The 25,427-nt window shown below is 65.2% G+C and carries 24 protein-coding genes; 16 read left to right on the forward strand and 8 right to left on the reverse strand.

Features of this window, described 5'->3' with window-relative positions:
* Nucleotides 1–96 precede the first annotated feature (96 nt).
* The 4 genes from purQ to ACPVPU_RS08985 all read right to left on the reverse strand — a co-directional run bounded on the left by purQ (nucleotide 97) and on the right by ACPVPU_RS08985 (nucleotide 2,815).
* Nucleotides 97–765, reverse strand: a complete 669-nt coding sequence (gene purQ / locus ACPVPU_RS08970; RefSeq protein WP_448657588.1) for a phosphoribosylformylglycinamidine synthase subunit PurQ — start codon at nucleotides 763–765, stop codon at nucleotides 97–99.
* Nucleotides 762–992, reverse strand: coding sequence for a phosphoribosylformylglycinamidine synthase subunit PurS (gene purS, locus ACPVPU_RS08975; protein WP_448657589.1), 231 nt, complete (start codon nucleotides 990–992; stop codon nucleotides 762–764). Before purS ends, purQ begins: the two co-directional genes overlap by 4 nt.
* 79 nt (nucleotides 993–1,071) lie before the next feature.
* Nucleotides 1,072–1,851 carry a phosphoribosylaminoimidazolesuccinocarboxamide synthase gene (purC, locus tag ACPVPU_RS08980; protein ID WP_448657590.1) on the reverse strand — a complete coding sequence of 260 codons (780 nt, stop codon included), beginning with the start codon at nucleotides 1,849–1,851 and terminating at the stop codon, nucleotides 1,072–1,074.
* 109 nt (nucleotides 1,852–1,960) lie between these two features.
* Nucleotides 1,961–2,815: a DUF4349 domain-containing protein gene (locus ACPVPU_RS08985; protein ID WP_448657591.1), complete on the reverse strand. Its 855-nt coding sequence runs from the start codon at nucleotides 2,813–2,815 to the stop codon at nucleotides 1,961–1,963.
* Between the two features lie 236 nt (nucleotides 2,816–3,051).
* On the opposite strand from ACPVPU_RS08985, the gene ACPVPU_RS08990 reads away from it, so the two are divergent.
* Nucleotides 3,052–3,675 (forward strand): superoxide dismutase, encoded by a 624-nt coding sequence (locus ACPVPU_RS08990; RefSeq protein ID WP_448657592.1) that lies wholly within the window; start codon nucleotides 3,052–3,054, stop codon nucleotides 3,673–3,675.
* Between the two features lie 106 nt (nucleotides 3,676–3,781).
* Here ACPVPU_RS08990 and ACPVPU_RS08995 read toward each other — a convergent pair whose 3' ends face one another.
* The 3 genes from ACPVPU_RS08995 to mtaB are packed head-to-tail and all read right to left on the reverse strand — an operon-like array spanning nucleotide 3,782 to nucleotide 6,590.
* Nucleotides 3,782–4,405: a septation protein A gene (locus ACPVPU_RS08995; protein WP_448657593.1), complete on the reverse strand. Its 624-nt coding sequence runs from the start codon at nucleotides 4,403–4,405 to the stop codon at nucleotides 3,782–3,784.
* A 26-nt stretch (nucleotides 4,406–4,431) separates the two neighbouring features.
* Nucleotides 4,432–5,355 (reverse strand): signal recognition particle-docking protein FtsY, encoded by a 924-nt coding sequence (ftsY, locus tag ACPVPU_RS09000; protein WP_448657594.1) that lies wholly within the window; start codon nucleotides 5,353–5,355, stop codon nucleotides 4,432–4,434.
* Nucleotides 5,352–6,590 carry a tRNA (N(6)-L-threonylcarbamoyladenosine(37)-C(2))-methylthiotransferase MtaB gene (mtaB, locus tag ACPVPU_RS09005; RefSeq protein WP_448657595.1) on the reverse strand — a complete coding sequence of 413 codons (1,239 nt, stop codon included), beginning with the start codon at nucleotides 6,588–6,590 and terminating at the stop codon, nucleotides 5,352–5,354. Before mtaB ends, ftsY begins: the two co-directional genes overlap by 4 nt.
* Between mtaB and ACPVPU_RS09010 the strand changes: the two genes are divergently transcribed.
* Nucleotides 6,589–7,164 carry a DUF924 family protein gene (locus ACPVPU_RS09010; protein ID WP_448657596.1) on the forward strand — a complete coding sequence of 192 codons (576 nt, stop codon included), beginning with the start codon at nucleotides 6,589–6,591 and terminating at the stop codon, nucleotides 7,162–7,164. The genes mtaB and ACPVPU_RS09010 overlap by 2 nt on opposite strands.
* Here the strand turns inward: ACPVPU_RS09010 and ACPVPU_RS09015 are convergent.
* On the reverse strand, nucleotides 7,139–8,806 hold the full coding sequence (locus ACPVPU_RS09015) for a putative bifunctional diguanylate cyclase/phosphodiesterase (protein ID WP_448657597.1): 1,668 nt from the start codon (nucleotides 8,804–8,806) through the stop codon (nucleotides 7,139–7,141). The two genes, ACPVPU_RS09010 and ACPVPU_RS09015, sit on opposite strands and share 26 nt — an antisense overlap.
* Nucleotides 8,807–9,031: 225 nt before the next feature.
* On the opposite strand from ACPVPU_RS09015, the gene ffh reads away from it, so the two are divergent.
* From ffh to ACPVPU_RS09085, 14 genes are all read left to right on the forward strand, one after another.
* Entirely contained in the window at nucleotides 9,032–10,516 is a 1,485-nt protein-coding gene (ffh, locus tag ACPVPU_RS09020) for a signal recognition particle protein (protein ID WP_448657598.1), read from the forward strand.
* 99 nt (nucleotides 10,517–10,615) lie between these two features.
* Entirely contained in the window at nucleotides 10,616–11,068 is a 453-nt protein-coding gene (rpsP, locus tag ACPVPU_RS09025) for a 30S ribosomal protein S16 (RefSeq protein WP_448657599.1), read from the forward strand.
* A gap of 52 nt (nucleotides 11,069–11,120) precedes the next feature.
* Entirely contained in the window at nucleotides 11,121–11,624 is a 504-nt protein-coding gene (rimM, locus tag ACPVPU_RS09030) for a ribosome maturation factor RimM (RefSeq protein WP_448657600.1), read from the forward strand.
* Nucleotides 11,621–12,373: a metallophosphoesterase family protein gene (locus ACPVPU_RS09035; RefSeq protein WP_448657601.1), complete on the forward strand. Its 753-nt coding sequence runs from the start codon at nucleotides 11,621–11,623 to the stop codon at nucleotides 12,371–12,373. Before rimM ends, ACPVPU_RS09035 begins: the two co-directional genes overlap by 4 nt.
* A 215-nt stretch (nucleotides 12,374–12,588) precedes the next feature.
* Nucleotides 12,589–14,070 carry a serine hydrolase domain-containing protein gene (locus ACPVPU_RS09040; protein ID WP_448657602.1) on the forward strand — a complete coding sequence of 494 codons (1,482 nt, stop codon included), beginning with the start codon at nucleotides 12,589–12,591 and terminating at the stop codon, nucleotides 14,068–14,070.
* Between the two features lies 1 nt (nucleotide 14,071).
* On the forward strand, nucleotides 14,072–14,800 hold the full coding sequence (gene trmD, locus ACPVPU_RS09045) for a tRNA (guanosine(37)-N1)-methyltransferase TrmD (protein WP_448657603.1): 729 nt from the start codon (nucleotides 14,072–14,074) through the stop codon (nucleotides 14,798–14,800).
* Nucleotide 14,801: 1 nt separating this feature from the next.
* The gene (gene rplS, locus ACPVPU_RS09050) at nucleotides 14,802–15,194 is read left to right on the forward strand and encodes a 50S ribosomal protein L19 (RefSeq protein ID WP_448657604.1); all 393 of its coding nucleotides are present in this window, start codon (nucleotides 14,802–14,804) and stop codon (nucleotides 15,192–15,194) included.
* Between the two features lie 164 nt (nucleotides 15,195–15,358).
* The gene (locus ACPVPU_RS09055) at nucleotides 15,359–17,584 is read left to right on the forward strand and encodes a DPP IV N-terminal domain-containing protein (protein ID WP_448657605.1); all 2,226 of its coding nucleotides are present in this window, start codon (nucleotides 15,359–15,361) and stop codon (nucleotides 17,582–17,584) included.
* Between the two features lie 52 nt (nucleotides 17,585–17,636).
* A complete protein-coding gene (locus ACPVPU_RS09060; protein ID WP_448657606.1) occupies nucleotides 17,637–18,953 on the forward strand; it encodes a DUF418 domain-containing protein in 1,317 nt (438 codons plus the stop codon).
* Between the two features lie 40 nt (nucleotides 18,954–18,993).
* Complete coding sequence (locus tag ACPVPU_RS09065; RefSeq protein WP_448657607.1) at nucleotides 18,994–20,451, forward strand: helicase HerA domain-containing protein; 1,458 nt, start codon at nucleotides 18,994–18,996, stop codon at nucleotides 20,449–20,451.
* Nucleotides 20,452–20,517: 66 nt separating this feature from the next.
* Nucleotides 20,518–22,101 carry a DUF1800 domain-containing protein gene (locus tag ACPVPU_RS09070; RefSeq protein ID WP_448657608.1) on the forward strand — a complete coding sequence of 528 codons (1,584 nt, stop codon included), beginning with the start codon at nucleotides 20,518–20,520 and terminating at the stop codon, nucleotides 22,099–22,101.
* Between the two features lie 13 nt (nucleotides 22,102–22,114).
* The gene (locus tag ACPVPU_RS09075; protein WP_448657609.1) at nucleotides 22,115–23,518 is read left to right on the forward strand and encodes a DUF1501 domain-containing protein; all 1,404 of its coding nucleotides are present in this window, start codon (nucleotides 22,115–22,117) and stop codon (nucleotides 23,516–23,518) included.
* Between the two features lie 95 nt (nucleotides 23,519–23,613).
* Nucleotides 23,614–24,639 (forward strand): aspartate-semialdehyde dehydrogenase, encoded by a 1,026-nt coding sequence (locus ACPVPU_RS09080; RefSeq protein ID WP_448657610.1) that lies wholly within the window; start codon nucleotides 23,614–23,616, stop codon nucleotides 24,637–24,639.
* Between the two features lie 11 nt (nucleotides 24,640–24,650).
* A complete protein-coding gene (locus tag ACPVPU_RS09085) occupies nucleotides 24,651–25,412 on the forward strand; it encodes an alpha/beta fold hydrolase (protein ID WP_448657611.1) in 762 nt (253 codons plus the stop codon).
* The last annotated feature ends 15 nt before the right edge of the window (nucleotides 25,413–25,427 follow it).

Here is a 25,427-nt window from a genome sequence, read left to right on the forward strand (position 1 = left end):
CCCAATGAAAAAAGGGGGGGCTGACCGGCCGGGTCAGCCCCCCCTTTTTATTTCGTCCCGGCGGCAAGTGCTGCCACGGGCCACCGCCTTGCCGGGTCAGGCGCCGACCAGCGCCAGCATTCCCTCGAACAACCGACGGCCATCGGTGCCGCCATGCGCCGCCTCGATCCGGCGTTCCGGGTGCGGCATCATGCCCAGCACATTGCCCCCCATGTTCAACAGTCCCGCGATCTTGCGCGCCGAACCGTTCACATCCTCGGCATATCGGAACGCCACGCGTCCCTCGCCCTCGATCCGGGCCAGCGTCTCGGCATCGGCGAAATAATTGCCGTCATGGTGCGCGACCGGGATGGTAATGGTCTGCCCCGCCGAATAGCCGCTGGTGAACAGCGACTGGCTGTTCTCGACGGTCAGCGCCACGTCGCGGCACACGAAATCCAGCCCGGCATTGCGCATCAGCGCGCCGGGCAGCAGCCCCGTCTCGGTCAGGATCTGAAACCCGTTGCAAACGCCCAGCACGGGAACGCCCCGCCCGGCCGCTTCGGTAACGGCCCGAATGATCGGCGACCGTGCGGCAATCGCGCCGCAGCGCAGATAGTCGCCATAGGAAAACCCGCCCGGCACCGCGATCACATCGACGCCGTCCGGCAATTCGGTGTCGCGGTGCCACACCATGTGCGGCTTGCGCCCCGTGACCGTCTCCAGCGCCACCGCCATGTCGCGGTCGCAATTGGAACCGGGAAAGACGATGACGGCGGCGGTCACAGCTTTTCCACCCGGTAATTTTCGATGACGGTGTTGGCGAGCAGCTTTTCGCACATGCCCGCAATCGCTTCGTCGCTGGTGCCGTCGGCTACCGTCAGTTCGAACAGCTTGCCGGCGCGCACATCGTCCACCCCGTCAAACCCGAGCGAGCCCAGCGCATGCTGGATCGCCCGGCCCTGGGGGTCCAGCACCCCGTTCTTCAACGTGACGATGATGCGCAATTTCATGGACGGTTCCCCGGACAGATCGAATGAGTCGGCTTGGCGGCGGCTATGGCGGGCCTGTGGCCGCGCCGCAACCCGCCGCTTACTTGCCCAGCTTCTTGCGGTGGCTGTCCAGGTCCAGCACGTCCGATTCAGCGCCCTCGGGCATCAGGCCAAGCCGACGCGCCACTTCCTGATACGCCTCGACCTCGCCGCCCAGGTCGCGGCGGAACCGGTCCTTGTCCAGCTTTTCGCCCGTGGTCATGTCCCACAGGCGGCATCCATCCGGGCTGATCTCGTCGGCCAGGATGATGCGGCTATAGTCATTGTCCCAGATGCGGCCGAACTCGAGCTTGAAATCGACCAGCCGGATGCCGATGCCAGCGAACAGGCCGGTCAGGAAATCGTTCACGCGAATGGCCATGTCGGCCATGTCGTGCAGTTCCTCCTGCGCGGCCCATCCGAATGCCAGGATATGTTCGTCGGTGACCATCGGGTCGCCCAGCGCATCGTCCTTGTAATAATATTCGACGATGGTGCGCGGCAGCTGCTGTCCTTCCTCGATCCCCAGCCTTTTGGCCAGCGATCCGGCGACGACATTGCGCACCACGACCTCGATCGGCACGATCTCGACCTGCCGGATCAACTGCTCGCGCATGTTCAGGCGGCGGATGAAATGGGTCGGAATGCCGATCGATCCCAGCATGGTGAACACATGCTCGGAAATCCGGTTGTTCAGCACGCCCTTGCCGTTGATCGTGCCCTTTTTCTGGGCGTTGAAGGCGGTCGCGTCATCCTTGAAATACTGGATCAGCGTGCCGGGCTCCGGCCCCTCATACAGGATCTTGGCCTTGCCTTCGTAGATCTGGCGGCGGCGTGCCATGGCGTCTTGTCCTTCAAAAACGAGCAGCCCCGGCACTAACGGATGCCGGAGCAACCGCCGGGGCCGGGGCCTTTGAACCGGCTATACCCAAAGGGGGGCGGGGGCGCAATCAGGCGGGTGTAACGCCATTCGCGCGTCGCCGCCGGACAAGCGGTCCAAGCCAGCGCCGCCAGCCCAGCCATGCGAGGCCAGCGAGCACCAGCCATGGCAACAGATAGATCAGCGCGACCACGATGGTGCGAAGCGCCTGCACAAAGCTTGCCGCGCTGTCGGCAATCGCATCGGACATCGCCCCGCCCGGCGCCGCAGCCACGCCCGCATAGCGAAGGTTGAACGTCGAATAGGCCACCCGCCCGCGCAATTCGGCGAGCAGGCCGCGCGCCTGATCCAGTTCCTCCTGCGCCTGCGCCACGCTGCGTTCGGCCTCGACCAGCTCAGCGACCTTGCCGGTCCGCGTCCGCAGGATCTCGGTCAGCCGCGCGACCAGCAATTCGCGCTGGCGGATGCGGGCATCGGCATCGACGATCGCCTTGGATACGTCTTCGGCCTCGACCTCGGTGTCGGCCGTGCGGCCACCGCCTGCGGCCGCCGCCTGCTCAAGCGCCCTGCTGAACGACCGGGCGTCCTGCGTCGCCACGCGCAACGTCATGCCGGCCTCGCCCCGTTCGCCTTCGCCGCTGTTGCGCGTCATGCCGGCCAACTGGCAGCGCGTGGCGCCCAGCCGGTCGCACAGCGCCAGATGCGCGTCCTGCACCTTGGCAATCGCATCCGTCGGCACTCGAAAGCCCAGGGAATAGACATAAGCAATCTTGGGCAGGGTCACGTCCAGCGGCGCGGCCCCCGATCCGGCCTTGGCCGGCTGTGGCGACGGCTCGGCGACGTCATAGGCTTCCATGGTTTCGGCACTTTCGGGCGATGAACATCCGGCCAAAGCCGCGACGGCCAGAATTACCGACAGCATCATCCTTGCCCGCATCGCGCTCTCCCCGCTATCTCGTAAAAGACTATCACCTCGATGGGATAAAGCAATTGCCCTTTCCGGGGCGATTGTGCGGGGCAAACCGTTGCGCTTGGCGACCGGTGCCCCGATATGCGCGGCGTGCCGGAACGACAGGGCGGGCGGGATGGGTCATGCGACCCGCATCCGGTTCGCGCGTTGGTCCGGCGAACGATTTGCCATCAGCGAAGAGGAGCACCGACATGGCCTATATCCTGCCCGAACTGCCCTATGCGAAGGACGCACTGGCGCCGCACATGTCGGCCGAAACCTTCGACTTCCATCATGGCAAGCATCACAATGCCTATGTCGTCAACGCCAACAAGCTCGTGGCCGACATGCCCGAACTGGCCGAGGCCAAGCTGTCCGACGCGATCCTGTTCGCCAAGGAAAAGGGCAACAAGGGCCTTTTCAACAACACGGCGCAAATCTGGAACCACAGCTTCTTCTGGCAGTGCCTGACCCCGGATTATGCCGCCCCGACCGGCAAGCTGGCCGACATGATCGCCGAGGAATTCGGCTCGACCGAAAATCTGGTCAGCAAGCTGGTCGCCGAAAGCGTCGGTCATTTCGCCAGCGGCTGGGGCTGGCTGGTGCTGGATGGCGACAAGCTCAAGGTGACGTCGCTGCACGATGCCGATACGCCGGTCGCCTATGATGGCATGAAGCCGCTGCTCACGATCGATGTGTGGGAACACGCCTATTATGTCGATTATCGCAACGCCCGCCCGGCCTATGTCGAGGCGGTTGCCAACAAGCTGATCAACTGGGAATTCGTCGCCCGGAACCTGGACGGCGAGGGCGTGTCCCGCGCCGATCAGGGCTGATCGCCAGACAGGTTCGAAGCCCTCACCCTCTCTCCCTCTCCCGCTTGCGGGAGAGGGAAGGGGCCCGCCGCGAAGCGGTGGGAAGGGTGAGGGCTTTTCCTTTTGCCTATCCCTCCGGCGGCAGCGGTGGATCCTTCGCCGCTTCGCCCGCCTGCAATCCGTTCTTCAAGAGCATCGGGATGTTGGCGGCGGCGAAGACCAGCGTCAGCGGGATCGCGCCGAACAGCTTGAAACTGACCCAGAAATCGGTGGTCTGCGTCCGCCAGACCGCCTCGTTCAACAGGGCCATGCCGACAAAGAACAACGCCCAGTTGATCGTCAACTGCCGCCATCCCCGTTCGTTCAGGCCGGGATAGGCGCTTTCCAGCAGCATCTTCAGCAACGGCCGCCCGGTCGCCAGGCCATAGGCGAGCACGACCGAGAAGATCAGATAGACCAGGGTCGGCTTCACCTTGATGAAGGTCTCGTTCTGGAAATACAGCGTCAGCCCGCCGAACACGAGCACCAGCGCGCCCGAAATCCACAGCATCGGCGAGACATGCCGCGTCCGCGCCCATGAAAACGCCATGGCGATGCCGGTGGCCACCATGAAAGCAGCCGTCGCATAGAGCAGCCGGGCCAGCTCCAGCCCGCGCGACAGGTTGTTGACCGCGAAAAAGACGATCAGCGGCCCGAAATCGATGGCCATGCGGGCAAGGGGGGACAGGGGTTCGCGCTTCAGTTGCGTCATGTCCGTTCCTGTTCAGATGTCATCGTTCAGCGTCTGACCCGCTCGACGCCGGCGATGGCGCGGGCAACTTCATTGGCATCGAACGCGCGCAGGTCCTCCGCCGTCTCGCCGACGCCGATCGCATGGACGGGCAGGCGGAACTTTTCTGCCGCCGCCACCAGCACGCCGCCGCGCGCCGTGCCGTCCAGCTTGGTCATGACAAGGCCGGTCACGCCCGCCACGTCGCGGAATACCTCGATCTGGCTCAGCGCGTTCTGCCCCGTGGTCGCATCCAGCACCAGCAGGACGTCGTGCGGCGCGCCCGGCAACTGTTTGGCGATGACGCGCTTGACCTTGGCCAGCTCGTCCATCAGTTCGCGCCGGTTCTGCAATCGCCCGGCCGTGTCGATGATCAGCATGTCGACCCGTTGTTCGATCGCCCGCTTCACCGCGTCATGCGCCAGCCCCGCCGCATCGCCGCCCTCGGCGCCCGCGACGATGGGCACGCCCAGCCGGTCGGCCCAGGTACGCAGCTGGCCGATGGCGGCGGCGCGGAACGTGTCGCCGGCGGCCAGCATCACGCTGAATCCCTGATCCTTCACCGTCTTGGCCAGCTTGGCGATGGTCGTGGTCTTGCCCGATCCGTTGACGCCGACGACCAGCACGACCTGCGGTTTCAGGTCCGTCCGGATCGGCAGGGGTTCGGCCACCGGTTCCAGCGCGCGCTCCACCTCTTCGGCCACGACCAGCCGGATGCCCAGATCCTCCAGATTGCGCTCATATTGCCCCTCGGCCAGCCGGGCGCGGACGCGGGCGGCGGTGTCGGGGCCAAGGTCGGATGCGATCAGCGCTTCCTCGATCTCCTCCAGCCGCGCCTCGTCCAGCCGGGCGGCGGACAGCCCGGCCAGGTTCCCCATCAGCCGGTCGGATGTCTTGCGAAAGCCGCCCAACAGGCGGTCGGACCAGCTCATGCGGCAATTCCAGTCAGATGGGTGTCGGTTGCGTCGGTTATGGTCACGGTGGCGATCTGTCCGATGGGCAGGGGGCTGGCAAGCCGGATTTCCGCAAAATTGGCGGCATGGCCCCGGTCGCCCGGCCGTTCCACCAGCATCGTCTGGTGCGTGCCGATCTGGTGGCGCAGCCATTGGGCGCGCCGCTCGGACGCCCGTTGGCGCAGCGCCGCGGCCCGCGCCTTGACGGTGGCGGGCGGCACCTGCGGCATCCGGGCGGCGGGCGTGCCGTCGCGCGGGCTGAACGGAAAGATATGGGCATGGACGATGTCGCAATCGTCGATCAGCGCCAGGGTGTTCGCCGCCATCGCCTCGTCCTCGGTCGGAAATCCGGCGATCAGGTCGGCACCGATGGCGATGTCCGGCCGCGCGGCTTTCAGCCGGTCGACGATGGCCACCGCCTGGGCCCGGCTGTGCCGCCGCTTCATCCGCTTGAGCATCATGTCGTCACCCGCCTGGAACGACAGATGGACGTGCGGCAGCACGCGCGCCTCCCCGGTCAACAGGGCGAACAGCCGGTCGTCGATCTCGATCGAATCCAGCGACGACAGGCGGAGCCGCTCGACCCGCGTATGGGTCAGGATACGCTCGACCAGCGCCCCCAGGCTCGGCGATCCCGGCAGGTCGGGGCCATAGCTGGTCAGGTCGACCCCGGTCAGCACGACCTCGCGGTATCCCTGATCCACCAGCGCGGCGATCCGCTCGACAACGGCACCCGCTGGCACCGACCGGCTGTTCCCCCGGCCATAGGGGATGATGCAAAATGTGCAGCGATGGTCGCAGCCATTCTGCACCTCGACGAACGCGCGGGCATGTTCGGCAAAACTGGCGGCCAGATGCGGGGCCGTCTCGCTGACCGCCATGATGTCGCTGACCCGGACCGGATCCGTCGATGCCCAGGCATGGGGCGACAGCTTGTCCGCATTGCCGACGATCCGGTCGACCTCCGGCATGGCGCTGAACGCCGCCGGTTCAATCTGCACCGCGCATCCCGTGACGACCAGTTCGGCATCGGGCCGGGCACGCCTTGCGCGGCGGATCGCGGCCCGTGTCGATTTCACCGCCTCGTTGGTGACCGCGCAGCTGTTGACCACCACCATGTCCCGTCCCGCGACCATCGCGCGGATCGTTTCGCTTTCCGCGATGTTCAACCTACAGCCAAGGCTGACGATTTCGGGTTGGGAAAGGGCGGACATGACAGGCGATCTAGGGGCGGACGGACGCGAAGTCCACGCGGGCACCACGGCGGTGCTGGATTTCTGGCTCGATCTGCCCACCGAAGTCCAGTTCAGGGCAGACCCCGATTTGGACCGGGCGATCGCTCAGCGGTTCGGTGCGCTGCGCGATGACGTGCTGGCCAGCGATGCGCGGCAGTGGCGCGACGATTCGGATGCGTTGCTTGCCGCCGTGATCCTGCTCGATCAGTTTTCGCGCAACATCCACCGTGGAACCGCCGCCGCCTTTGCCGGCGATCCCCTTGCGCTCGAACTCACCCTGTCGGCGATCCGGCGCGGATGGCACGCCGATGAAACCGGCGTGCGCGCCACCTTTCTGTTCATGCCGCTGATGCACGCCGAACAGGTGGCATTGCAGCGTTTCGCCATCGAATGTTTCGCGGCAGCCGGGCTGGACGAACAGGTGAGGTTCGGGCGCGAGCATCTGGCGGTGATCGAACGGTTCGGCCGCTTTCCGGGTCGCAACGAAGCGCTGGGCCGGGCCACCACCGATGCAGAGGCGGAATGGCTCAGCCGGTCTGCCGTAGACTGGTGACGGGATCGTCGACCGGATCGGCGGGCAGTGCATTCCCTGAAACCAGCCGGCGGCGTTCGGCCAGCAGTCGCCGGGTGGCCGCCAGTGACAGCGGCTTGCCGAATGCCCATCCCTGGCCCTTGGCCACGCCAATTGCGCGCAGCCGTTCCAGGATCGACCGGTCCTCGATCCCTTCGGCAGTGACCGGCAGGTTCAGGCTGTTGCCCAGGCTGACGATGGCGTTGACGATCGCCACTGAATCCAGGTTCTCGTTCAGCGACGTGACGAAACTCTTGTCGATCTTGATCCGGTCGAACGGCAGCGCGCGCAGATGCGCCAGCGACGAATAGCCGGTACCGAAATCGTCGAGCGCCAGCCGGATACGCTGGTTCTTCAGGCTGCCGACGATCGACTGGGCCAGCGCCAGATTGTCGAACAACGCGCTTTCGGTGATCTCCACCTCCAGCCGCTCGGCCGGAAATCCCGTTTCGGTCAGCACCTTGATGATCTTCTGCGCCAGCCATGCATCGCGCAATTGCCAGGGGGAGATGTTGATCGACAGGGTGATGGCCGAATCCCAGTCGCGCGCTGCCAGACACGCCTGGCGCATGATCGACATGGACAGGTCCGCGATCATGCCGGTTTCCTCGGCGATCGGGATGAATCGTTCCGGGCTGATCAGCCCGTTGACCGGATGTTCCCACCGCGCCAGCACCTCGAACCCGACCAGCTCGCCCGATTCAAGGTCGATCTGCTGTTCGAAATACGGCACGATCTGCCCGGCGGGGATCGCTGCGCGCAGCCCGGATTCCAGCGCGTTGCGGGCGTTCAGTTCCCGCTCCATCGACTGATCGAACCAGGCATAGCGGTTCCGCCCGGCCTTCTTCGCCGAATACATCGCAATGTCGGCCCGGCGCAGCAGCGCGTCCATGCTGCGGCAATCCATGTCCGACCGGGCGATGCCGATGGTGCAACTGACATGGCACGCGATGCCGTCGGCATCGAAGGGCTGGGCCATGCGCATCACCAGCCGCTCGGCAATCCGCTCGACCGTTTCGGGATAGTCGTGATCGAACAGGAATCCACAGGCGAATTCGTCCCCGCCCAGCCGGCCGGTCAGCGACAGGCCTGGCATGGCATCGGCGATCTCTCGCGCCACGCTCTTCAACAGCGCATCGCCGACCGAATGGCCGTGCATGTCGTTGACGGTCTTGAAATGGTCCAGGTCGAGGAGCAGCAGCGCCATGGCCTTCCGGCGTCGACCGGCCTGGGCAAACATGCCCGCACCTTCCTCACCCAGCGCCCGCCGGTTCAGAAATCCGGTCAGCGGATCGCGGCTGGCCAGCACGCGGGCGCGCTCCTCGGCCGCGGTCCGTACCTTCACCTCTTGGCGCAACGCCTTTTGCCGCCGCCATCCCAGCAGGATCAGCGCGATGTTCAGCATCAGTGCGATCGCCAGCGTCCGTTCGGTCGGCGCGGTGCCGCCCAGATACTGGCTCAGCGTGCGCGACAGGACCGAACTGCCCAGCGCGATGAACAACAGGATCGCGGCCAGGACGACCAGCGCAGGGATCCATTCGCCGCGCGACACTGGGGCGGCCGGGCTCGCCCGATCCGCTGTGTCCGCATCGATTTTCCGTCCGAACGCCATTCGTCGGCGCATCCCCCTGGTGTTGGCGTGAACGCCTTGCCCCGGTGATGGCCCATCGTTGGTGTAAAACGCGTTAATCCGCCTGGCCTTGCCTTTTTGCGCGGGCTGGCATAGGAGCCGCACAACGTTTCAGCGAAACGGGACATCATCGCACGCCCCACGGGGTGACGCTGGCTGACGAGGGTTCGTCCGCCGGCGTTTCTTGCTTTGACGCACCCGGGCTGGTTTGGAGTGACGATGTTCGAAAGTCTCAGCGATCGCCTTGGCGGCGTATTCGATCGGCTCAGGGGGCGCGGCGCCCTGACCGAGGCGGATGTGCGCGCCGCGATGCGCGAGGTGCGGGTGGCGCTGTTGGAGGCGGATGTCGCCCTTCCGGTCGCCCGCGATTTCGTCGACAAGGTGACGGAACAGGCGATCGGGCAACAGGTGCTGCGCTCCGTCACGCCGGGACAACAGGTCGTCAAGATCGTCAACGACGCGCTGGTCGAGATGCTGGGCGCGGACACCGCCGAACTGGACCTTGGCGTCACGCCGCCTGCCGTCGTCATGCTGGTCGGGCTTCAGGGTTCGGGCAAGACGACGACCACTGCCAAGCTGGCGAGGCTGATCGGCAAGACGGATCGCAAGCGCGTCCTGATGGCCTCGCTCGACGTCAACCGTCCGGCGGCGCAGGAACAGCTGGCGGTGCTCGGCACCCAGATCGAGGTCGCGACCCTGCCGATCGTGCCGGGCCAGCAGCCGGTCGATATCGCCCGCCGCGCGCTTCAGGCCGCAAAGCTTCAGGGCTTCGACGTCCTGATGCTCGACACCGCCGGTCGCCTGCACGTCGACCAGGCGCTGATGGACGAGATGAAGGCGGTGTCGGACGTGGCCCGGCCCGCCGAAACGCTGCTCGTCGTCGACAGCCTGACCGGTCAGGACGCGGTGAACGTGGCCGAGAATTTCTCGGCTCAGGTGCCGCTGACCGGCGTGATCCTGACCCGCATGGACGGTGATGCCCGCGGCGGTGCCGCCCTGTCGATGCGCGCCGTCACCGGCAAGCCGATCAAGTTCGCCGGCATGGGCGAAAAGCTCGACCAGCTCGAACCCTTCCATCCCAAGCGGGTGGCCGGTCGCATCCTGGGCATGGGCGACGTCGTCAGCCTGGTCGAAAAGGCTGCGGCCTCGATCGAGCAGGAAGATGCCGAGCGCATGGCATCGCGGCTGGCCAAGGGCCAGTTCGACATGAACGACCTGCGCAGCCAGCTGGCCCAGATGCGCAAGATGGGCGGCATCGGTGCGCTTGCCGGGATGATCCCCGGCCTGAAAAAGGCACAGGCCCAGGTCGATCAGGTCGGCGGCGACAAGGTGCTGATCCGCATGGACGCGATCATCGGATCGATGACGCCAAAGGAACGCGCCAAGCCGGAACTGCTCAACGCCAAGCGCAAGATTCGCATCGCCAAGGGCTCGGGCGTCACGGTTCAGGACGTGAACAAGCTCATCAAGATGCATCAGGAGATGCAGACCGCGATGAAGCGCCTGAAAAAGATGGGCGGGCTGAAGGGGATGCTGGGCATGCTCGGCAAGGGCGGCCTTGGCGGCATGGGCAACGCGCTCGGTGGCCCGGACATGGGCGCGATGATGGACAAGATGGGCGGGGGCCTTTCGGGCCTGCCCGGCGGCCCGGGCGGCGGCAACATCCCGCCGGAACTGGCAAGGCTTTTGAACAAGAAGAAGTAGCTTCCCGTTCCCCGGCGAAGGCCGGGGTCCAGGGCGTCACAGGTAATCGTCGCGGTTCGATCCCGCGACATGGATAGAGAAGAGAAGGACGAAGTTAGAATGGCACTTTCAATGCGTCTGTCGCGTGGCGGCTCCAAGAAGCGGCCCTATTACCGGATCGTCATCGCCGACGCCCGTTCGCCCCGCGACGGCAAGTTCATCGAAAAGATCGGCACCTATAACCCGCTGCTCGCCAAGGATTCGGCCGAGCGCATCAAGCTGGATGCCGATCGCGCTAAGCATTGGCTGAGCGTCGGCGCGCAGCCGACCGACCGCGTCGCCCGTTTCCTCGATGCCGCCGGCATCAAGGAGCGCGCAGCCCGCAGCAACCCGAAAAAGGCCGAGCCGGGCGAAAAGGCCAAGGAACGCGCCGAAGAGCGCGCCGAAAAGCTGAAGGCAGCCGAGGAAGCCGCCGCCGCCGCCAAGGCCGAGGCCGAAGCGCCTGCCGCCGAGGAAGCTGCTGCCGAAGAGGCACCAGTTGCCGAAGCGACCGAGGAACAGGCCGAAGGTTGATTCAGCAAAAGCCCCTCCCCTTCAGGGGAGGGGTTGGGGTGGGGCAGTCCCGATGACCGCGCGTTCCGATATCTTGGCCTCGAGTGACGACCGACCCGTCACCCTTGCCGTCATCATCGGCGCGCATGGGGTGGCGGGCGAAGTCCGGCTCAAGGTCTTTGCCGAAAGCCTGGACGGCTTTGCTGCATTCAACGGCGGTACACTGACGCTCAAGTCCCTGCGCGACGGCCCCAACGGTGCCATCGCCCGCTTTGCGGAAGTGCGCGATCGCAACGCGGCAGAGGCGATGCGCGGCACCGAACTCACCGTGCCGCGCTCCTTGCTTCCGCCGCTGGGCGAGGGCGAATATTATCATGTCGACCTGATCGGCCTGCCGGTCGTCACCGACGCTGGGGAGGCGGTCGGAACCGTCGTCGCCATCGACAATTTCGGCGCGGGCGATGTCATCGAGGTCGAACGGCCCGATGCCAAGCGCTTCATGGTGCCCATGACACCCGCCGCCGTGCCCGATTGGAATGCCGACCGATTGGTGGTCAACGCCGCCTGGATCGAATGACGCGCACCGCCGTCCTGTCCGACATTCACGGCAATTTGCCTGCGCTCGAAGCGGTTCATGCCGATGCACTGGCGCAAGGGTGCACGCGCTTCGTCAACCTGGGCGACAGCTTGTCTGGACCCTTGTGGCCGGCCGAGACAGCGGATTGGCTGATGGCGCAGGACTGGGCGACGCTGGCGGGCAATCACGAGCGACAGCTGCTGACCCACGGGCCGGAGCGCATCGGCAAGTCGGACCGGTTTACGCGCGAACGGCTGTTACCCGAACATCTCGAATGGCTGCGCATGTTGCCGGCCACGACCATGCTCAACGACACGCTGTTATGCCATGGGTCGCCTCGCAGCGATGTCGAGCATCTGCTGCACAGCGTCGATCCGCCGACGATCCGGGATGGGGATGCGGGCGAGGTCGCCTTGCGCCTCGGCCCCGCCGATGCGATGCTCATCCTGTGCGGGCATACCCATCTGCAACGGATCGTCACGCTTGCCGATGGCCGCCGTGTCGCCAATGCAGGCAGCGTCGGATTGCAGGCCTATGACGACGATCACCCCGCTCCTTACCGGGTCGAGGTGGGTGACCCGGATGCCCGTTACCTTATCCTCGATGGTTCGGCGGTCAGTCTACGCAGAGTGGCATATGACCACCACCGCGCTGCTGCAAAGGCGCGTATCGAAGGATTTGAGGGATGGGCGCACGCCCTGTCCACGGGGCAAATGCCGCCTTGGGTTACTGTCGGATCTGCGGGCTGAGCTTGACGTCAAAGCTGCGCGCCGCTCAGGTCCGGGCCGGTTTGGCAAGGGTGATGCCCTGTCATGTGCTATGCCGGGCAGCCGGATCGAAAATGCTTTCCTAACCGCCCGACTTCTGATTGGCTGCGGGCATGCCGATTTCCGCCCTTTCTGCGCCTGACGCCCTTGGTCGGCCTCGCGTTAAACCCGTTCGGTTCGTCAACACTGTCAACCGGTTGACACCCCTTCTGCTGCTTTTTTGGGCATCGGCAGGGGCGGCGCAGCAGGCGATCCCTGCCGAAACCGAAGCTCGGATTGACGCCGCCTTCGATGCCTTTCAACAGGCGACGCCCGTGCCCGGCCTCGTCTATGGCATCGTCCGCAACGGCCGGTTGGAACTGGTCCGGGCCGAAGGCGTGCAGCGTTGGGGCAGCCCGCGTTCGGTCGCGGTGGACACCCGTTTCCGCATTGCCAGCATGTCGAAGGCATTCACCGCGCTCGCCATTCTCAATCTGCGGGATCAGGGCAGGCTGCGGCTCGACGATCTCGCCGAAACCCATGTGCCGGAAATGAAGGGCTGGGCCTATCCGACCAGCGACAGCCCCCGCATCCGCATCCGCGACCTGCTGGCCCACACCACCGGCATGGTCACCGACGATCCATGGGGGGACCGGCAACAGGTGCTGAGCGAACCCGATTTCACCGCGATGATCGCTCGCGGGGTGCCGTTCAGCCGTACGCCGCAACTGGCGCACGAATATTCCAATTACGGCTATGCGCTGCTCGGCCGCATCGTCACCAATGCCTCGGGGAAGCCCTATCAGGCCTATATCCGCGACACGATCCTGACACCGCTGGGCATGACCGCAACCGGCTATGAGGTGGGGGATGTGCCGCCGGACAAGCTGGCTGTCGGCTATCGCTGGGAAAACGACCAGTGGGTCGAGGAGCCGTCGATGAAGGACGGCGCATTCGGCGCGATGGGGGGTCTGCACACCACTGCCACCGACTATGCCAAATGGCTGTCCTTCCTGCTGTCCGCCTGGCCGGCGCGCGATGGCGCGGAATCGGGGCCGGTCCGGCGCTCCACGGTGCGCGAGATGGCTCAGGGGCTGAACTTCGTCCGCCTTTCGCCGCGACCGGGGCAGGGGGCGGATGATCGCTGCACCCACGCCATCGCCTATGGCATGGGGATGCGCGTGACTCCCGACTGCGACCTTGGCCTGACGCTTAGCCATGGCGGCGGCTATCCCGGCTATGGCAGCTTCGTCGTGCTGGCGCCCGAACGCGGCGTCGCCGCCTTCGCCTTCGCCAACCGCACTTACCAGGCCCCGGCCGTCGCCGTCTGGCAAAGCCTCTATGCGCTGGCCCGCGATGGCGCGCTGTCGTCGCCAGCGCCGGTCGATGCGCCGCACCTCTCCGCCTTCGTCGACGCCGCCCGCGCCGCTTATGCGGCCGGTTCGCTGGCCCCGCTTGAGGGCAAGCTGGCGATGAACTTCCTGCTGGACCGGTCGGCGGACAATTGGGCCGGGGAGTTTGCCCGACTGAAAGGGGCGGTCGGTGCCTGCTCCAGCGCCGAGCCGCTGGCGGTCCAGACGCGGATGCAGGTCAGCTTCCGCTGGAACTGCGAACGCGGCCTGCTCGACGGTCAGGTGCTGCTTGCCCCCACCGATCCCCTGACCATCCAGGCACTGCGCTTCGCGCCGCAGGTCCGATAGCATGACCTTCCACGCCACCGTCCTGACGCTCTATCCCGATATGTTCCCCGGTCCGCTCGGCCATTCCATCGCCGGGCGGGCGCTGGCGGAGGGGAAATGGGCGCTGGAAACGGTCCAGATCCGCGACTTTGCCACCGACCGCCACCGGACGGTGGACGATACCCCGGCCGGGGGCGGGGCGGGCATGGTGCTGAAGGCGGACGTGCTCGCCGCCGCCTGCGATTCCGTCGGTTATGGCCGTCCGATGCTGGCCATGTCCCCCCGCGGTCGCCCGCTGACCCAAGCCCGCGTCCGCGAACTGGCTGCGGGGCCGGGGGTGTCGATCCTGTGCGGCCGGTTCGAGGGGTTTGACGAACGCCTGTTTGATGCCCGGCCGATCGAACCGGTCAGCATCGGCGACTATGTGCTTTCCGGCGGGGAAATGGGCGCCCTTGTTACGCTGGATGCTTGCATTCGGCTCATTCCCGGCGTAATGGGCGCGACCCAGAGCGGGGATGAGGAAAGCTTCGAAAGCGGCCTTCTCGAATACCCGCATTATACCCGACCCGTCGAATGGGAAGGGCGCACGATCCCCGAAGTGCTGCGATCGGGGGATCATGCGCGGATCGCGGCCTGGCGAAAGTCGATGGCCGAGACCGATACACGGCTAAGGAGGCCGGACCTGTGGGAGCGCCATGAGGGCGCTCGGGTCGGTTCTCCCTCTGGCGCGCGGCGACAGAAGGACGAATGAGATGAACCTCATCCAGCAGATCGAAGCCGAGAATATCGCCAAGTTCAACGAAGCGAAGAAGATCCCCGATTTCCGCCCCGGCGACACGCTGAAGGTCGGCGTGAAGGTCGTCGAAGGCGAGCGCACCCGCGTCCAGAACTTCGAAGGCGTCTGCATCGCCCGCTCGAACAAGGGCATGGGCAGCAACTTCACCGTCCGCAAGATTTCGTTCGGCGAGGGTGTCGAGCGCGTTTTCCCGCTCTATTCGCCGAACGTCGACAGCATCGAAGTCGTCCGTCGCGGCGTCGTGCGTCGCGCGAAGCTCTATTATCTGCGCGGCCGCACCGGCAAGTCCGCCCGCATTGCCGAGCGCCGCGATCCGCGCGCCGGCGAAAAGGCGGCCGCTGCCGAATAAGCTGCTGGCATACAGGCATGAAAGGGCGCGAAGGCACGGCTTTCGCGCCCTTTTTCTTGGAGCTCGCCTTTACGCCTCAACCCTGCCGCGTAATAAGGTTGCGCGAATGGCCGGACGATCGCGGCCAGGGTTGGAGTGTGTCGGGGATGCTGAAATGGGCCTTTATGGCAAGCGCGTTGATGATGGGTGGCCTGTCCATGGCCGCTGAACCGCAACAGGCACCCGCTCAGTCCGCGCCCGCCGAACTGACGCTGCAGCGCGTCTTCGCCTCGCCCGACCTGAACGGTCCGGCACCGCGGTCGGCCCGGCTGTCGCCCGATGGCAAATGGCTGACGCTGCTTCGCAACCGTCCCGATGAGCGCGATCGCTATGACCTGTGGGCGATGGATACCGCCAGCGGCGAATGGCGGATGCTGGTGGATTCGGCCAAGCTCAGCAGCGGCGGAGAACTGTCCGAAGCGGAAAAGATGCAGCGGGAGCGCGCCCGGATCGGCGGCACGCGCGGCATCGTCGCCTATGACTGGGCACCCGACGGCAAGTCGATCCTGGTGCCGCTGGACGGCGAGCTGTACCGCGCGGGCCTGGACGGCAGCGCTGAAAAGCTGCCCGCCGGAACCGGTGCCAAGCTGAACCCCGAAATCAGCCCGCGCGGGTCGGCCGTCAGCTATGTCCAGGATGGCCGCCTGATGCTTCTCGACCGGGCCAGCGGCAGGGCGACGGCGGTAACGCCTCAGGAGGATAGCGAAACCGTTCACTGGGGCGAGGCGGAGTTCGTCGCTCAAGAGGAAATGAGCCGCAGCAAGGGCTATTGGTGGTCACCCGATGACAGCATGATCGCCGTCGAGCGCTATGACGAAGCGCCTGTCGCCATCGTCAGCCGGGCCGCGATCGGCGCCGATGGCACTCGCGTCTATGATCAACGCTATCCGAAGGCAGGCACGGACAACGTGCTGGTCGACCTCTATGTCCTGCACGACGGCGGAAAGCGGCGGGTAAAGGTCGATCTGGGCGAGGAGCGCGACATCTATCTGGCGCGGGTCGACTGGGCGCCTGATGGCAAGACCCTGTATGTTCAGCGCCAGAGCCGCGACCAGACGGTGCTGGACATGCTGGCCGTCGACCCGCAGACGGGTGCATCCCGCATCCTGTTCACGGAAAAGTCTGGCGAGCGAAGCTGGGTCAACCTGTCCGATGCCTATCGCTTCCTGAACGACGGGACGCTGATCTGGTGGTCCGAACGCGACGGGCACGGCCATCTGTACCGGTTCGACCGCGGCCAGTGGCAGCAATTGACCCGCGGCGATTGGGAAGTGTTCGGGCTGGTCGGCGTCGACCAGCAATCGGGCCGCATCATCCTGACCGGCAACAAGGACGGCGTGCTCGAACGCCACATCTATGCCGTACCGCTTGGTGGAGGCGAACCCGAACGGCTGACCGAAACCGGCTGGTGGCACGGCGCGTCCGGCAATGGCGATGCCAGCCGGATGATCGTCACCCGCTCCAACCCGGATCAGCCGCCACAGACCTGGCTTGCGGATGCGGGCGCCAAGCGCATCGCGTGGATCAACGAAAACGCGCTGGATGCCTCGCATCCCTATCACCCCTATCTGCCCGGCCACCGGCCCAAGCGGTTCGGCACGATGAAGGCTGTCGACGGCACGGTGCTGCACTGGGAAATGGTCACGCCGGTGCTTGAGCCGGGCAAGCGCTATCCGGTGTTCTTCCAGCATTATGGCGGCCCGCACAGCCAGACGGTGGCCCGCCAATGGTCAGGCGCGCTTCAGCAATATCTGGTGGACCGCGGCTACATCTTTTTCCAGATCGACAATCGCGGCGCGGCCAATCGCGGCAAGGCTTTCGAGGATCACCTGTATCAGGCGATGGGCAGCGTCGAGGTGCAGGATCAGCTGACCGCCGCCCAGTGGCTGAAGACCCAGGCATTCGTCGATCCCGATGCCATCGTGACCTATGGCTGGTCCTATGGCGGCTACATGACGCTGAAGATGCTGGAGGCAGGGCAGGGCGTCTTTGCCGGCGGCATTTCCGGCGCGCCGGTCAGCAAATGGGAATTGTACGATACGCATTATACCGAGCGGTACATGGGCGATCCGCGAAAGGTGCCGGATGCCTACAAGACGTCGAACACGGTCGAAAACGCCGCCAAGATCGCCGATCCGCTGCTGTTGATCCACGGCATGGCCGACGACAATGTCGTGCTCGATCATTCCACCGTCATGATGGCGGAAATGCAGAAGTCGGCAGTGCCGTTCCAGGTCATGCTCTATCCGGGGCAGACCCACCGGGTGGCGGGGCCGGGGATCAGCGAGCATCTGTGGGGCACGATCCTGAATTTCGCTGACCGGGTCACCGGGCGGCCCAAGACGGATTGACCCGGCACCCCCCGAAAGCATAGCCTTGGGCGACTTCGGGGGGAGTATCGAAATGACGGAATTGGCAGGCATCGCGCCCGTAAGGGGCGCGGACCGGATCGCGGTGCTCGACATCCTTCGGGGGGTCGCGATCCTGTTCATCTTTTACATGAACATCCCCTTCCAGGCCGCGCCGACCACCCTGTTGTTCGATCATTTCAAACAGATCGGCTGGACACCGTTGGATCAGGCCGCCTGGTTCGGCGTGACCATCTATCTCGAAGGGACACAGCGCTGTCTGCTGGAATTGCTGTTCGGTGCGGGGCTGATGCTGCTCGCGCGGCGGGCGATGGTGCCGGACGGGCCGGTCGCCATCGCCGACCTTTACTACCGGCGGACCATGTGGCTGATCCTGTTCGGCCTGATCGATATCTTCCTGATCCTGTGGGTCGGCGACATTCTGTTCGTCTATGCGCTGGCCGCCATGTTCCTGTTCCCGTTCCGGCTGCTCGGACCGCGCGTGTTGATCGGGATCGGGCTGGCCTATGCGTTGCTGACGATCGGCGGTGGTAGTTTTGGCTATGTCGATCGCACCGGCCTGATCGACCGGGTCGAGGCTGTCGCGCAAAAGCAGGCGCGCGGCGAGAAACTGAGTAAAGACGACATCGAGACCGCCCGGGAATGGAACAAGGTGGCGGCACGGCGCACCCTGTCCGACAAGCAGCGCGAGGAACTGGCCGAGGAGCGCAAGGCGCATTCCGGCAGCGCGCTCGATTACGCGCAATATCAATGGCAAACCTGGATGAAGATCTTCATCGGCAAGGGCGCGCTTGCCTTTACGGTGATCGAGGCGTTCTTCACCATGTTGATCGGCATGGCGTTGTTCAAATGGGGCGTGATCCAGGGGGATCGCTCCCGACGCTTCTACCTGATCCTAATGCTGGCCGCCTACGCCGTCGGCCTTTCGGTCCGCACCCTCGGCGCGATCGAGGTGACGCAGTTCGGATTGGCGGCAAAGACGATCTGGTTCACGAATGAGGTCGGACGGCTGACGACGACCATCGGCCATCTGGCGCTGATCAACTGGGCTGCCAAATCGGCCTTGGGCCTGCGGTTGCTTGGCCCGGCGGCGGCGGCGGGGAAGACGGCATTCTCGCTCTATTTCCTGACCCAGATCATCGGCATCCACATCCTGTTCGCACCCTATGGCCTGAACCTGTGGGGCACCCTCGACTGGTGGGAACTGCTATGGGTGGCGACGGCCGTGATCGCCCTGCTGTTGATCCTGGCCAATGTCTGGTTGCGCTTCTTTGCTGCGGGACCGCTGGAATGGGTGTGGCGCAGCCTGTCCTATGTCCAGCGGCAACCGTTCCGGCGGCGCACCGCATAACGCTTGCCGACACCCGATTCGATCCGCCATTGGCGTTCGCATGACGGTTGGCGTGGATATGGGGGTCGATCCGGCGGGCAGGCCGGTGGTGATGGACCTTGAAGAACTGCTGGCCACCCGGCTGCTGGTGCAGGGCAATTCCGGATCGGGCAAATCGCACCTGCTTCGCCGCCTGCTGGAGGGCAGCGCTGGCCGTGTGCAGCAGGTGGTGATCGACCCGGAGGGCGATTTCATCACCCTGTCGGACGCTTATGGTCATGTCGTGATCGAGGCGGCCGACCATGCCGAGCGCGAGATCGAGCGGTTCGCCGCTCGCATCCGTGAGCATCGCGCCTCCGTGGTGCTCAGCCTGGAGGGACTGGAGGCAGAAGGGCAGATGCGCTGTGCCGCCACGTTCCTGAACGCGATGTTCGATGCCCCGCGCGACCATTGGTATCCGGCGCTGGTCGTGGTGGACGAGGCACAGCTCTTTGCTCCCGCCGGGGGCGGCGAGGTGGCGGAAGAGGTGCGCCGGGCCAGCCTTTCGGCCATGACCAACCTGATGTGCCGGGGCCGCAAGCGCGGTCTGGCCGGCGTCATCGCCACCCAGCGGCTGGCCAAGCTGGCAAAGAATGTCGCGGCCGAGGCGTCGAACTTTCTGATGGGCCGCACCTTTCTGGACATCGATATGGCGCGTGCCGCCGACCTGCTGGGCATGGAGCGGCGGCAGGCCGAGGCGATCCGCGATCTCGCGCGCGGGCATTTCCTTGCATTGGGTCCGGCGGTGTCGCGTCGTCCGATTGCGGTGACGATTGGTGCCGTCGAAACCAGCGCCCGCAGCGGCAGCCCGAAGCTGACGCCGCTGCCCGATGCGCCGGCAGGCGATATGAAGGACCTGCTCTTCGCTCCCGTCGATCCGGTGCCGTCGTTCGTCCGCCCGCCTGAACCGGAGCCAGTTTCGGCAGAGGACGTCCTCGCCGAAATCGCCGCCCCCCGGCCGGAGGACGCGCCTGAGCCGGAGCCTGACCTGTTCGCCGATCTGGATGCGGAAGCCGTGATTGCCGATGTGCTGAAGGCGATCGTTGAGGAGCCGGACTCCGCGACGCGACCGGCCGCCGTGCTGTTTCAGGATTTCCAGGTGCGGTGCAGGATGCAGGGCCTGAAAAGCCCGCCTGTCGATCTGGCGGGCTTTACCCGCCGGCTGTCGGCGGCGCGGGCGGGCATCGTCGACGGGCTGGATGCCGAATGGGCGCCCGCTTTTCGCCTGGCCAGGGAATTGCCGGACGAAATGCTCGGCCCGTTCCTGCTGATCGCGCGCGCAGCCCGGGAAGGCATGGCCTGCCCGCCGGATGAGGAGCTTGCCCGCATCTATGGCACCGCCTCGCTTGGCCGCGTCCGGCGGCTGATCGGCTATATCGAAAGCCGCGAATTGTTTGTCGTCCGCACCGATCTGTCCGGCCGGCGGTCGATCGCCATCCCCCGACTTGGCTGGACCACGATGCCGAGCGAAGCGGTCTGATTGACCCGACCCCGGTTTGCCGTATGATCGCGGTAACAGAAAAAGCGGGGAGAGGGGCAGGTGGCAATGGCGACCAGCGATGCGGCCATGGCGGCGCGGTTCATCCAGCGCGCCAAGTTTGCCGCCACGCCGCAGGATATTGTCGAATATCTGGACATCGGCCCCGACCGCTGGCTCGACAGGCATTTCGCGGTTTCCCCCGGGCAGAGCGGCTCGGACTGGCTGACCGCCAATGGTCACGCCGCCATTACGAAGGAATCCCGCTATTTCTGGCCGCAGGCGGGCGATTACATGATCTGGAACCAGCTCATCGCTCAGCCGGACGAGATGCGCCAGCGGCTCGCCTTTGCCCTGTCGCAGTTCTTCGTGGTGTCGCTCAATCCGATCGACGGGTTCTGGCCGCCCTACATGATGGCGGGATACTGGTCGGTGCTGACGCGCCATGCCTTCGGCAATTTCCGCGACCTGATGCAGGCGGTGACGCTGAACGCCGCCATGGGCATGTACCTCAATACCAAGGGCAATCTGAAGGAAGACCCCGCCACCGGTCGCCAGCCTGACGAAAATTACGCCCGGGAAATCATGCAGCTCTTCACCATCGGCCTGTATGAACTGAATCCGGACGGCACGGAGAAGCTCGATGCGGCGGGCAAGCCGATCGAAACCTATACGCAAAGCGATGTGACCAATCTGGCGCGGGTCTTTACCGGCTATGACCATGACATGCGCCGGGTGAAGAAGACTGATGTCGCCTGGCAGGATTATCCGGTGATCAGCCAGGAATTCTGCCTAGACCCCATGGTGCTTGATCCGGGGAAGCATTCGAAGCTGGCCGTCACCTTCCTGGGCCTGACCATTCCTGAAAACACGCCGGGCGAACAGGCACTGGCGATGGCGCACGACCATCTGTTCAACCATCCCAATGTCGGACCCTTTTTCGGGCGGCAGATGATCCAGCGACTGATCACCAGCAATCCCAGCCCCGCCTATGTCGGGCGCGTCGCGGCGGCCTTTGCCGACAATGGCAAGGGGGTGCGCGGCGACCTGAAGGCGGTGTGGCGCGCGGTGTTGACCGACCCGGAAGCGATGGCACCGCCGCGGCCGGATGACCGGCTGGCTGGCAAGGTGCGCGAACCCGTCCTCCGCTATGTCGGCTGGGCGCGGACCGTTGGTCTGAAACAGGTGGATGAACCTTTCGAGATGTTCGACACCAGCCGCAATGACGAGGCGCTGGCGCAAAGCCCGCTCCGGTCGCCGTCGGTGTTCAACTTCTTCCGCCCTGGTTACCGCCCGCCCCAGACCGAGATCGCCAAGGCGGAGAAGCTGGCGCCCGAATTCCAGATCGCGAACGAGACGAGCATCGCGGGCTATCTCAACTTCCTGCAATGGACGATCCGCTGGGGCGCCCGGGGCATCCGGCCCAGCTATGCCGCGCTGCTGCCCATCGCGCATGACGCGCGAGCAGTCACAGACTGGCTGAACCTGCATCTGGCGGCAGGGCGATTGTCGGAGCAATCCGTGACGCTGATTGCGGATGCGCTTGCCGCAACGGCGGTGGCCGAGGACGCAGGCGAGGACGCAAAGCTAGACCGGCTGGCCAGTGCCTGCCTGCTGGTCATGGCATCGCCCGAATATCTGGTCGAGAAATAGGGGGGATCGGGGCATGGCGAACATCATCACGACGCCGGTCAGCCGCCGGACCTTGCTGGCCCGCGCATCGCAATTGACCGCGATCGGCGCTGGCGCGCCGCTGGCGATGAGCCTGGGCCATATGGCCGAGGCGGCGGCGCCGGGCGCGGACGATTACCGCGCGCTGGTCTGCATCTTCCTGTATGGCGGAAACGACCATGGCAATACGCTGATCCCGGTCGATCCGGTCAATCACGCCCGCTACCTGCGCATCCGGGGCAATATCGGTTATGGCCGGAACGACCTGGGCGCGACGACCCTGGTGCCCCGCGTCAAGCAGGTGCTGACCGACGATCTGGCCTATGCGGTCGCACCCCAGATGCCGCGGGTGAAGCTGTTGTTCGATGCGGGCAAGATTGCACCAGTGCTGAATGTCGGCCCGCTGATCGTGCCGCTGACCCGCGCGCAATTCGACGGCAATGACCGAGCGAACTTTCCGCTGCCGCCAAAGCTGTTCAGCCACAACGACCAGCAATCGGTGTGGCAGGCGCTGGGCAGCGAGGGAGCCGTGGTCGGCTGGGGCGGGCGGCTGGGCGACTGGGCGATGGACCGCAACCAGCATTCGCTGCTCACCTGTATCTCGGCCAGCGGCAATGCCGTGTTCGTGTCGGGCGACAAGGCGCTGCAATATCAGATCAGCCCGAAGGGCGCGATCAAGGTTCAGGCGATTCACAAGCCGGCCTATGGATCGCCGGCCATTGCCGCTGCGCTGAACACGCTGATGACTGCCCAGCGCGATCACGCGATGGAAAACGAACTGGCGATGCTGGCCCGGCGGTCGATGCGGATGGAGGGCATCGTCAATTCGGCCCTCGACAAGGTGGACCTGAAAACCAGTTTCGACATCGTGCCGGGGGAAAACAAACTGGCGGACCAGCTGCGCATCGTCGCCCGGCTGATCGGCGCTCGGGGCGAATTGGGGTCGAAGCGTCAGGTTTTCTTCGTCGCGCTGGACGGATTCGATCATCACAACGACCTGTCGGCCAAGCATGCCGACCTGATGGCCAAGCTGGATGAGGCCATGGCCGCATTCTACATGGCAACGGTCGAACTGGGCGTCCAGCAACAGGTGACGACCTTTACCGCATCCGATTTCGGCCGCACGCTGGTCAACAATGGCGACGGGTCCGATCATGGCTGGGGCAGCCATCATTTCGTGATGGGCGGCGCCGTCAAGGGCGGCCGCTATTACGGCACCGCACCCCATGTCTCGATTGAAACCGACGATCAGGTGGGGCAGGGGCGCTTGCTGCCATCGACCGCGACGGACCAATATGCCGCAACGCTGGCCCGCTGGTTCGGGGTGCCGGATGCCGATCTGGGCACCATCCTGCCCCAACTGGGCAATTTTGGTTCGCGCAACCTGGGCTTCGTGTAACGCCCAGGCTTTCTTGGGTTCCATGAGCGTGCAAAGGCGCTAAAGCAGCCGCGCTCAATCACCGAGCGGGAGCCATCAAGGAACTGGACGTTATCATGGGGTATCGGGTTGTCGTCGCGGGGGCCACGGGCAATGTGGGCCGCGAAATGCTGAACATCCTCGCCGAGCGGGAATTCCCGATCGACGAGATCGCTGTACTCGCCTCTGCACGCAGCCAAGGCGACGAAATCGAGTTCGGTGAGACGGGCCGGAAACTCAAGGTCCAGAATATCGAGCATTTCGACCCCACCGGCTGGGACATGGCGCTGTTCGCCATCGGCAGCGACGGCAGCAAGCTGCACGCCCCGCGATTTGCCGCGGCCGGTTGCACCGTCATCGACAATGCCTCGCTATACCGCATGGAACCGGACGTTCCGTTGATCGTGCCCGAGGTGAACCCGGAGGCGATCGACGGGTACAAGGCGCGCAACATCATCGCCAACCCGAACTGTTCGACCGCACAGATGGTCGTCGCGCTAAAGCCGCTGCATGACGCTGCAAAGATCAAGCGGGTCGTCGTCGCCACCTATCAGTCGGTGTCCGGCGCCGGCAAGGCTGGGATGGACGAGCTGTTCGAACAATCGCGCAACATTTTCGTCGGCGACCAGGCCGAGCCGAAGAAGTTCACCAAGCAGATCGCGTTCAACGTGATCCCGCATATCGACAGCTTCCTGGACGACGGATCGACCAAGGAAGAATGGAAGATGGTGGTCGAGACCAAGAAGATCCTGGATCCGAAGATCAAGGTCACCGCCACCTGCGTGCGCGTGCCCGTTTTCGTCGGCCATTCGGAAGCAATCAATATCGAGTTCGAGGATGAGATCTCTGCCAAGCAGGCCCAGGATATCCTGCGCGAGGCGCCTGGCGTGATGCTGGTCGATAAGCGTGAGGACGGCGGATATGTGACGCCCATCGAATGCGTTGGCGATTACGCCACGTTCATCAGCCGCGTACGCGAGGATTCGACGGTCGAAAATGGCCTGTCCCTGTGGTGCGTCAGCGACAATCTGCGCAAGGGCGCTGCCCTGAACGCGGTGCAGATCGCCGAGCTGCTGGGCCGCCGCCACCTGAAAAAGGGCTGAGCGTCAGCGTCATGGACGGCACCCGGCGGTTCGACAGTTTCGACGGCACACCCATCGCCTGGCGCGAGCTGGGCGAGGGGCGGCCGCTGGTGCTGATCCATGGCTATTTCAGCGACGCCAACACCAACTGGATCAAATACGGCCATGCATCCTTGCTGGCCGATGCGGGGTTCCGGGTGATCGTGCCGGACCTGCGCGCGCATGGCGACAGCGGGCGACCGCATGATGCGGCGGCCTATCCGCCCGATGCGCTGGCGATGGATGCCGAGGCGCTGATTGCGCATCTTGGCCTGACTGCCGGAGATTATGATCTGGGCGGCTATTCGCTGGGCGCGCGGACCGTCGTCCGGGTGCTGGCGCGTGGCAACGCCCCGGCACCCCGCCGCGTCATATTGTCGGGCATGGGGCTGGAAGGGCTGCTTGATACCGGCGCGCGGGCGGGGCATTTTCGCCGGGTGCTCACTGGCCTGGGCAGCCATCAGCGCGGATCGCCGGAATGGATGGCGGAGGCGTTTCTGAAAACCACGGGTGGCGATCCCGTTGCGCTGCTGGGCATCCTCGACACCTTTGTCGATACGCCGCGCGAGGCGATCGCCGCAATTGCCCAGTCGGTGCTGGTCGCCGCAGGCGCAGAGGATGACGATAACGGGTCGCACGTCGCGCTGGCCGACCTGCTGCCGGACGCGCGGCTGGTCGAGGTGCCGGGCAATCACATGAGCGCAGTCACCAAGCGCGAACTGGGCGAGGCGATCCACGACTTCCTGACCGCTTGACGGCCGGTTGCGCGC

It is taken from the genome of Sphingomonas paludis, from assembly GCF_053502515.1.

Coding starts and splice junctions, on each gene's coding strand:
- mtaB (WP_448657595.1), bottom strand. CDS start 6,590: ATGTCCGCCCTTTCCCAACCCGAAATCGTCAGCCTTGGCTGTAGGTTG.
- ACPVPU_RS09070 (WP_448657608.1), top strand. CDS start 20,518: ATGGCGACCAGCGATGCGGCCATGGCGGCGCGGTTCATCCAGCGCGCC.
- trmD (WP_448657603.1), top strand. CDS start 14,072: ATGACCTTCCACGCCACCGTCCTGACGCTCTATCCCGATATGTTCCCC.
- ftsY (WP_448657594.1), bottom strand. CDS start 5,355: ATGAGCTGGTCCGACCGCCTGTTGGGCGGCTTTCGCAAGACATCCGAC.
- rimM (WP_448657600.1), top strand. CDS start 11,121: ATGACCGCGCGTTCCGATATCTTGGCCTCGAGTGACGACCGACCCGTC.
- ACPVPU_RS09065 (WP_448657607.1), top strand. CDS start 18,994: ATGACGGTTGGCGTGGATATGGGGGTCGATCCGGCGGGCAGGCCGGTG.
- rplS (WP_448657604.1), top strand. CDS start 14,802: ATGAACCTCATCCAGCAGATCGAAGCCGAGAATATCGCCAAGTTCAAC.
- ACPVPU_RS09085 (WP_448657611.1), top strand. CDS start 24,651: ATGGACGGCACCCGGCGGTTCGACAGTTTCGACGGCACACCCATCGCC.
- ACPVPU_RS09035 (WP_448657601.1), top strand. CDS start 11,621: ATGACGCGCACCGCCGTCCTGTCCGACATTCACGGCAATTTGCCTGCG.
- ACPVPU_RS08990 (WP_448657592.1), top strand. CDS start 3,052: ATGGCCTATATCCTGCCCGAACTGCCCTATGCGAAGGACGCACTGGCG.
- ACPVPU_RS08985 (WP_448657591.1), bottom strand. CDS start 2,815: ATGATGCTGTCGGTAATTCTGGCCGTCGCGGCTTTGGCCGGATGTTCA.
- ACPVPU_RS09075 (WP_448657609.1), top strand. CDS start 22,115: ATGGCGAACATCATCACGACGCCGGTCAGCCGCCGGACCTTGCTGGCC.
- ACPVPU_RS09015 (WP_448657597.1), bottom strand. CDS start 8,806: ATGCGCCGACGAATGGCGTTCGGACGGAAAATCGATGCGGACACAGCG.
- ffh (WP_448657598.1), top strand. CDS start 9,032: ATGTTCGAAAGTCTCAGCGATCGCCTTGGCGGCGTATTCGATCGGCTC.
- ACPVPU_RS09060 (WP_448657606.1), top strand. CDS start 17,637: ATGACGGAATTGGCAGGCATCGCGCCCGTAAGGGGCGCGGACCGGATC.
- ACPVPU_RS09010 (WP_448657596.1), top strand. CDS start 6,589: ATGACAGGCGATCTAGGGGCGGACGGACGCGAAGTCCACGCGGGCACC.
- purS (WP_448657589.1), bottom strand. CDS start 992: ATGAAATTGCGCATCATCGTCACGTTGAAGAACGGGGTGCTGGACCCC.
- ACPVPU_RS08995 (WP_448657593.1), bottom strand. CDS start 4,405: ATGACGCAACTGAAGCGCGAACCCCTGTCCCCCCTTGCCCGCATGGCC.
- rpsP (WP_448657599.1), top strand. CDS start 10,616: ATGGCACTTTCAATGCGTCTGTCGCGTGGCGGCTCCAAGAAGCGGCCC.
- ACPVPU_RS09055 (WP_448657605.1), top strand. CDS start 15,359: ATGGCAAGCGCGTTGATGATGGGTGGCCTGTCCATGGCCGCTGAACCG.
- purC (WP_448657590.1), bottom strand. CDS start 1,851: ATGGCACGCCGCCGCCAGATCTACGAAGGCAAGGCCAAGATCCTGTAT.
- ACPVPU_RS09080 (WP_448657610.1), top strand. CDS start 23,614: ATGGGGTATCGGGTTGTCGTCGCGGGGGCCACGGGCAATGTGGGCCGC.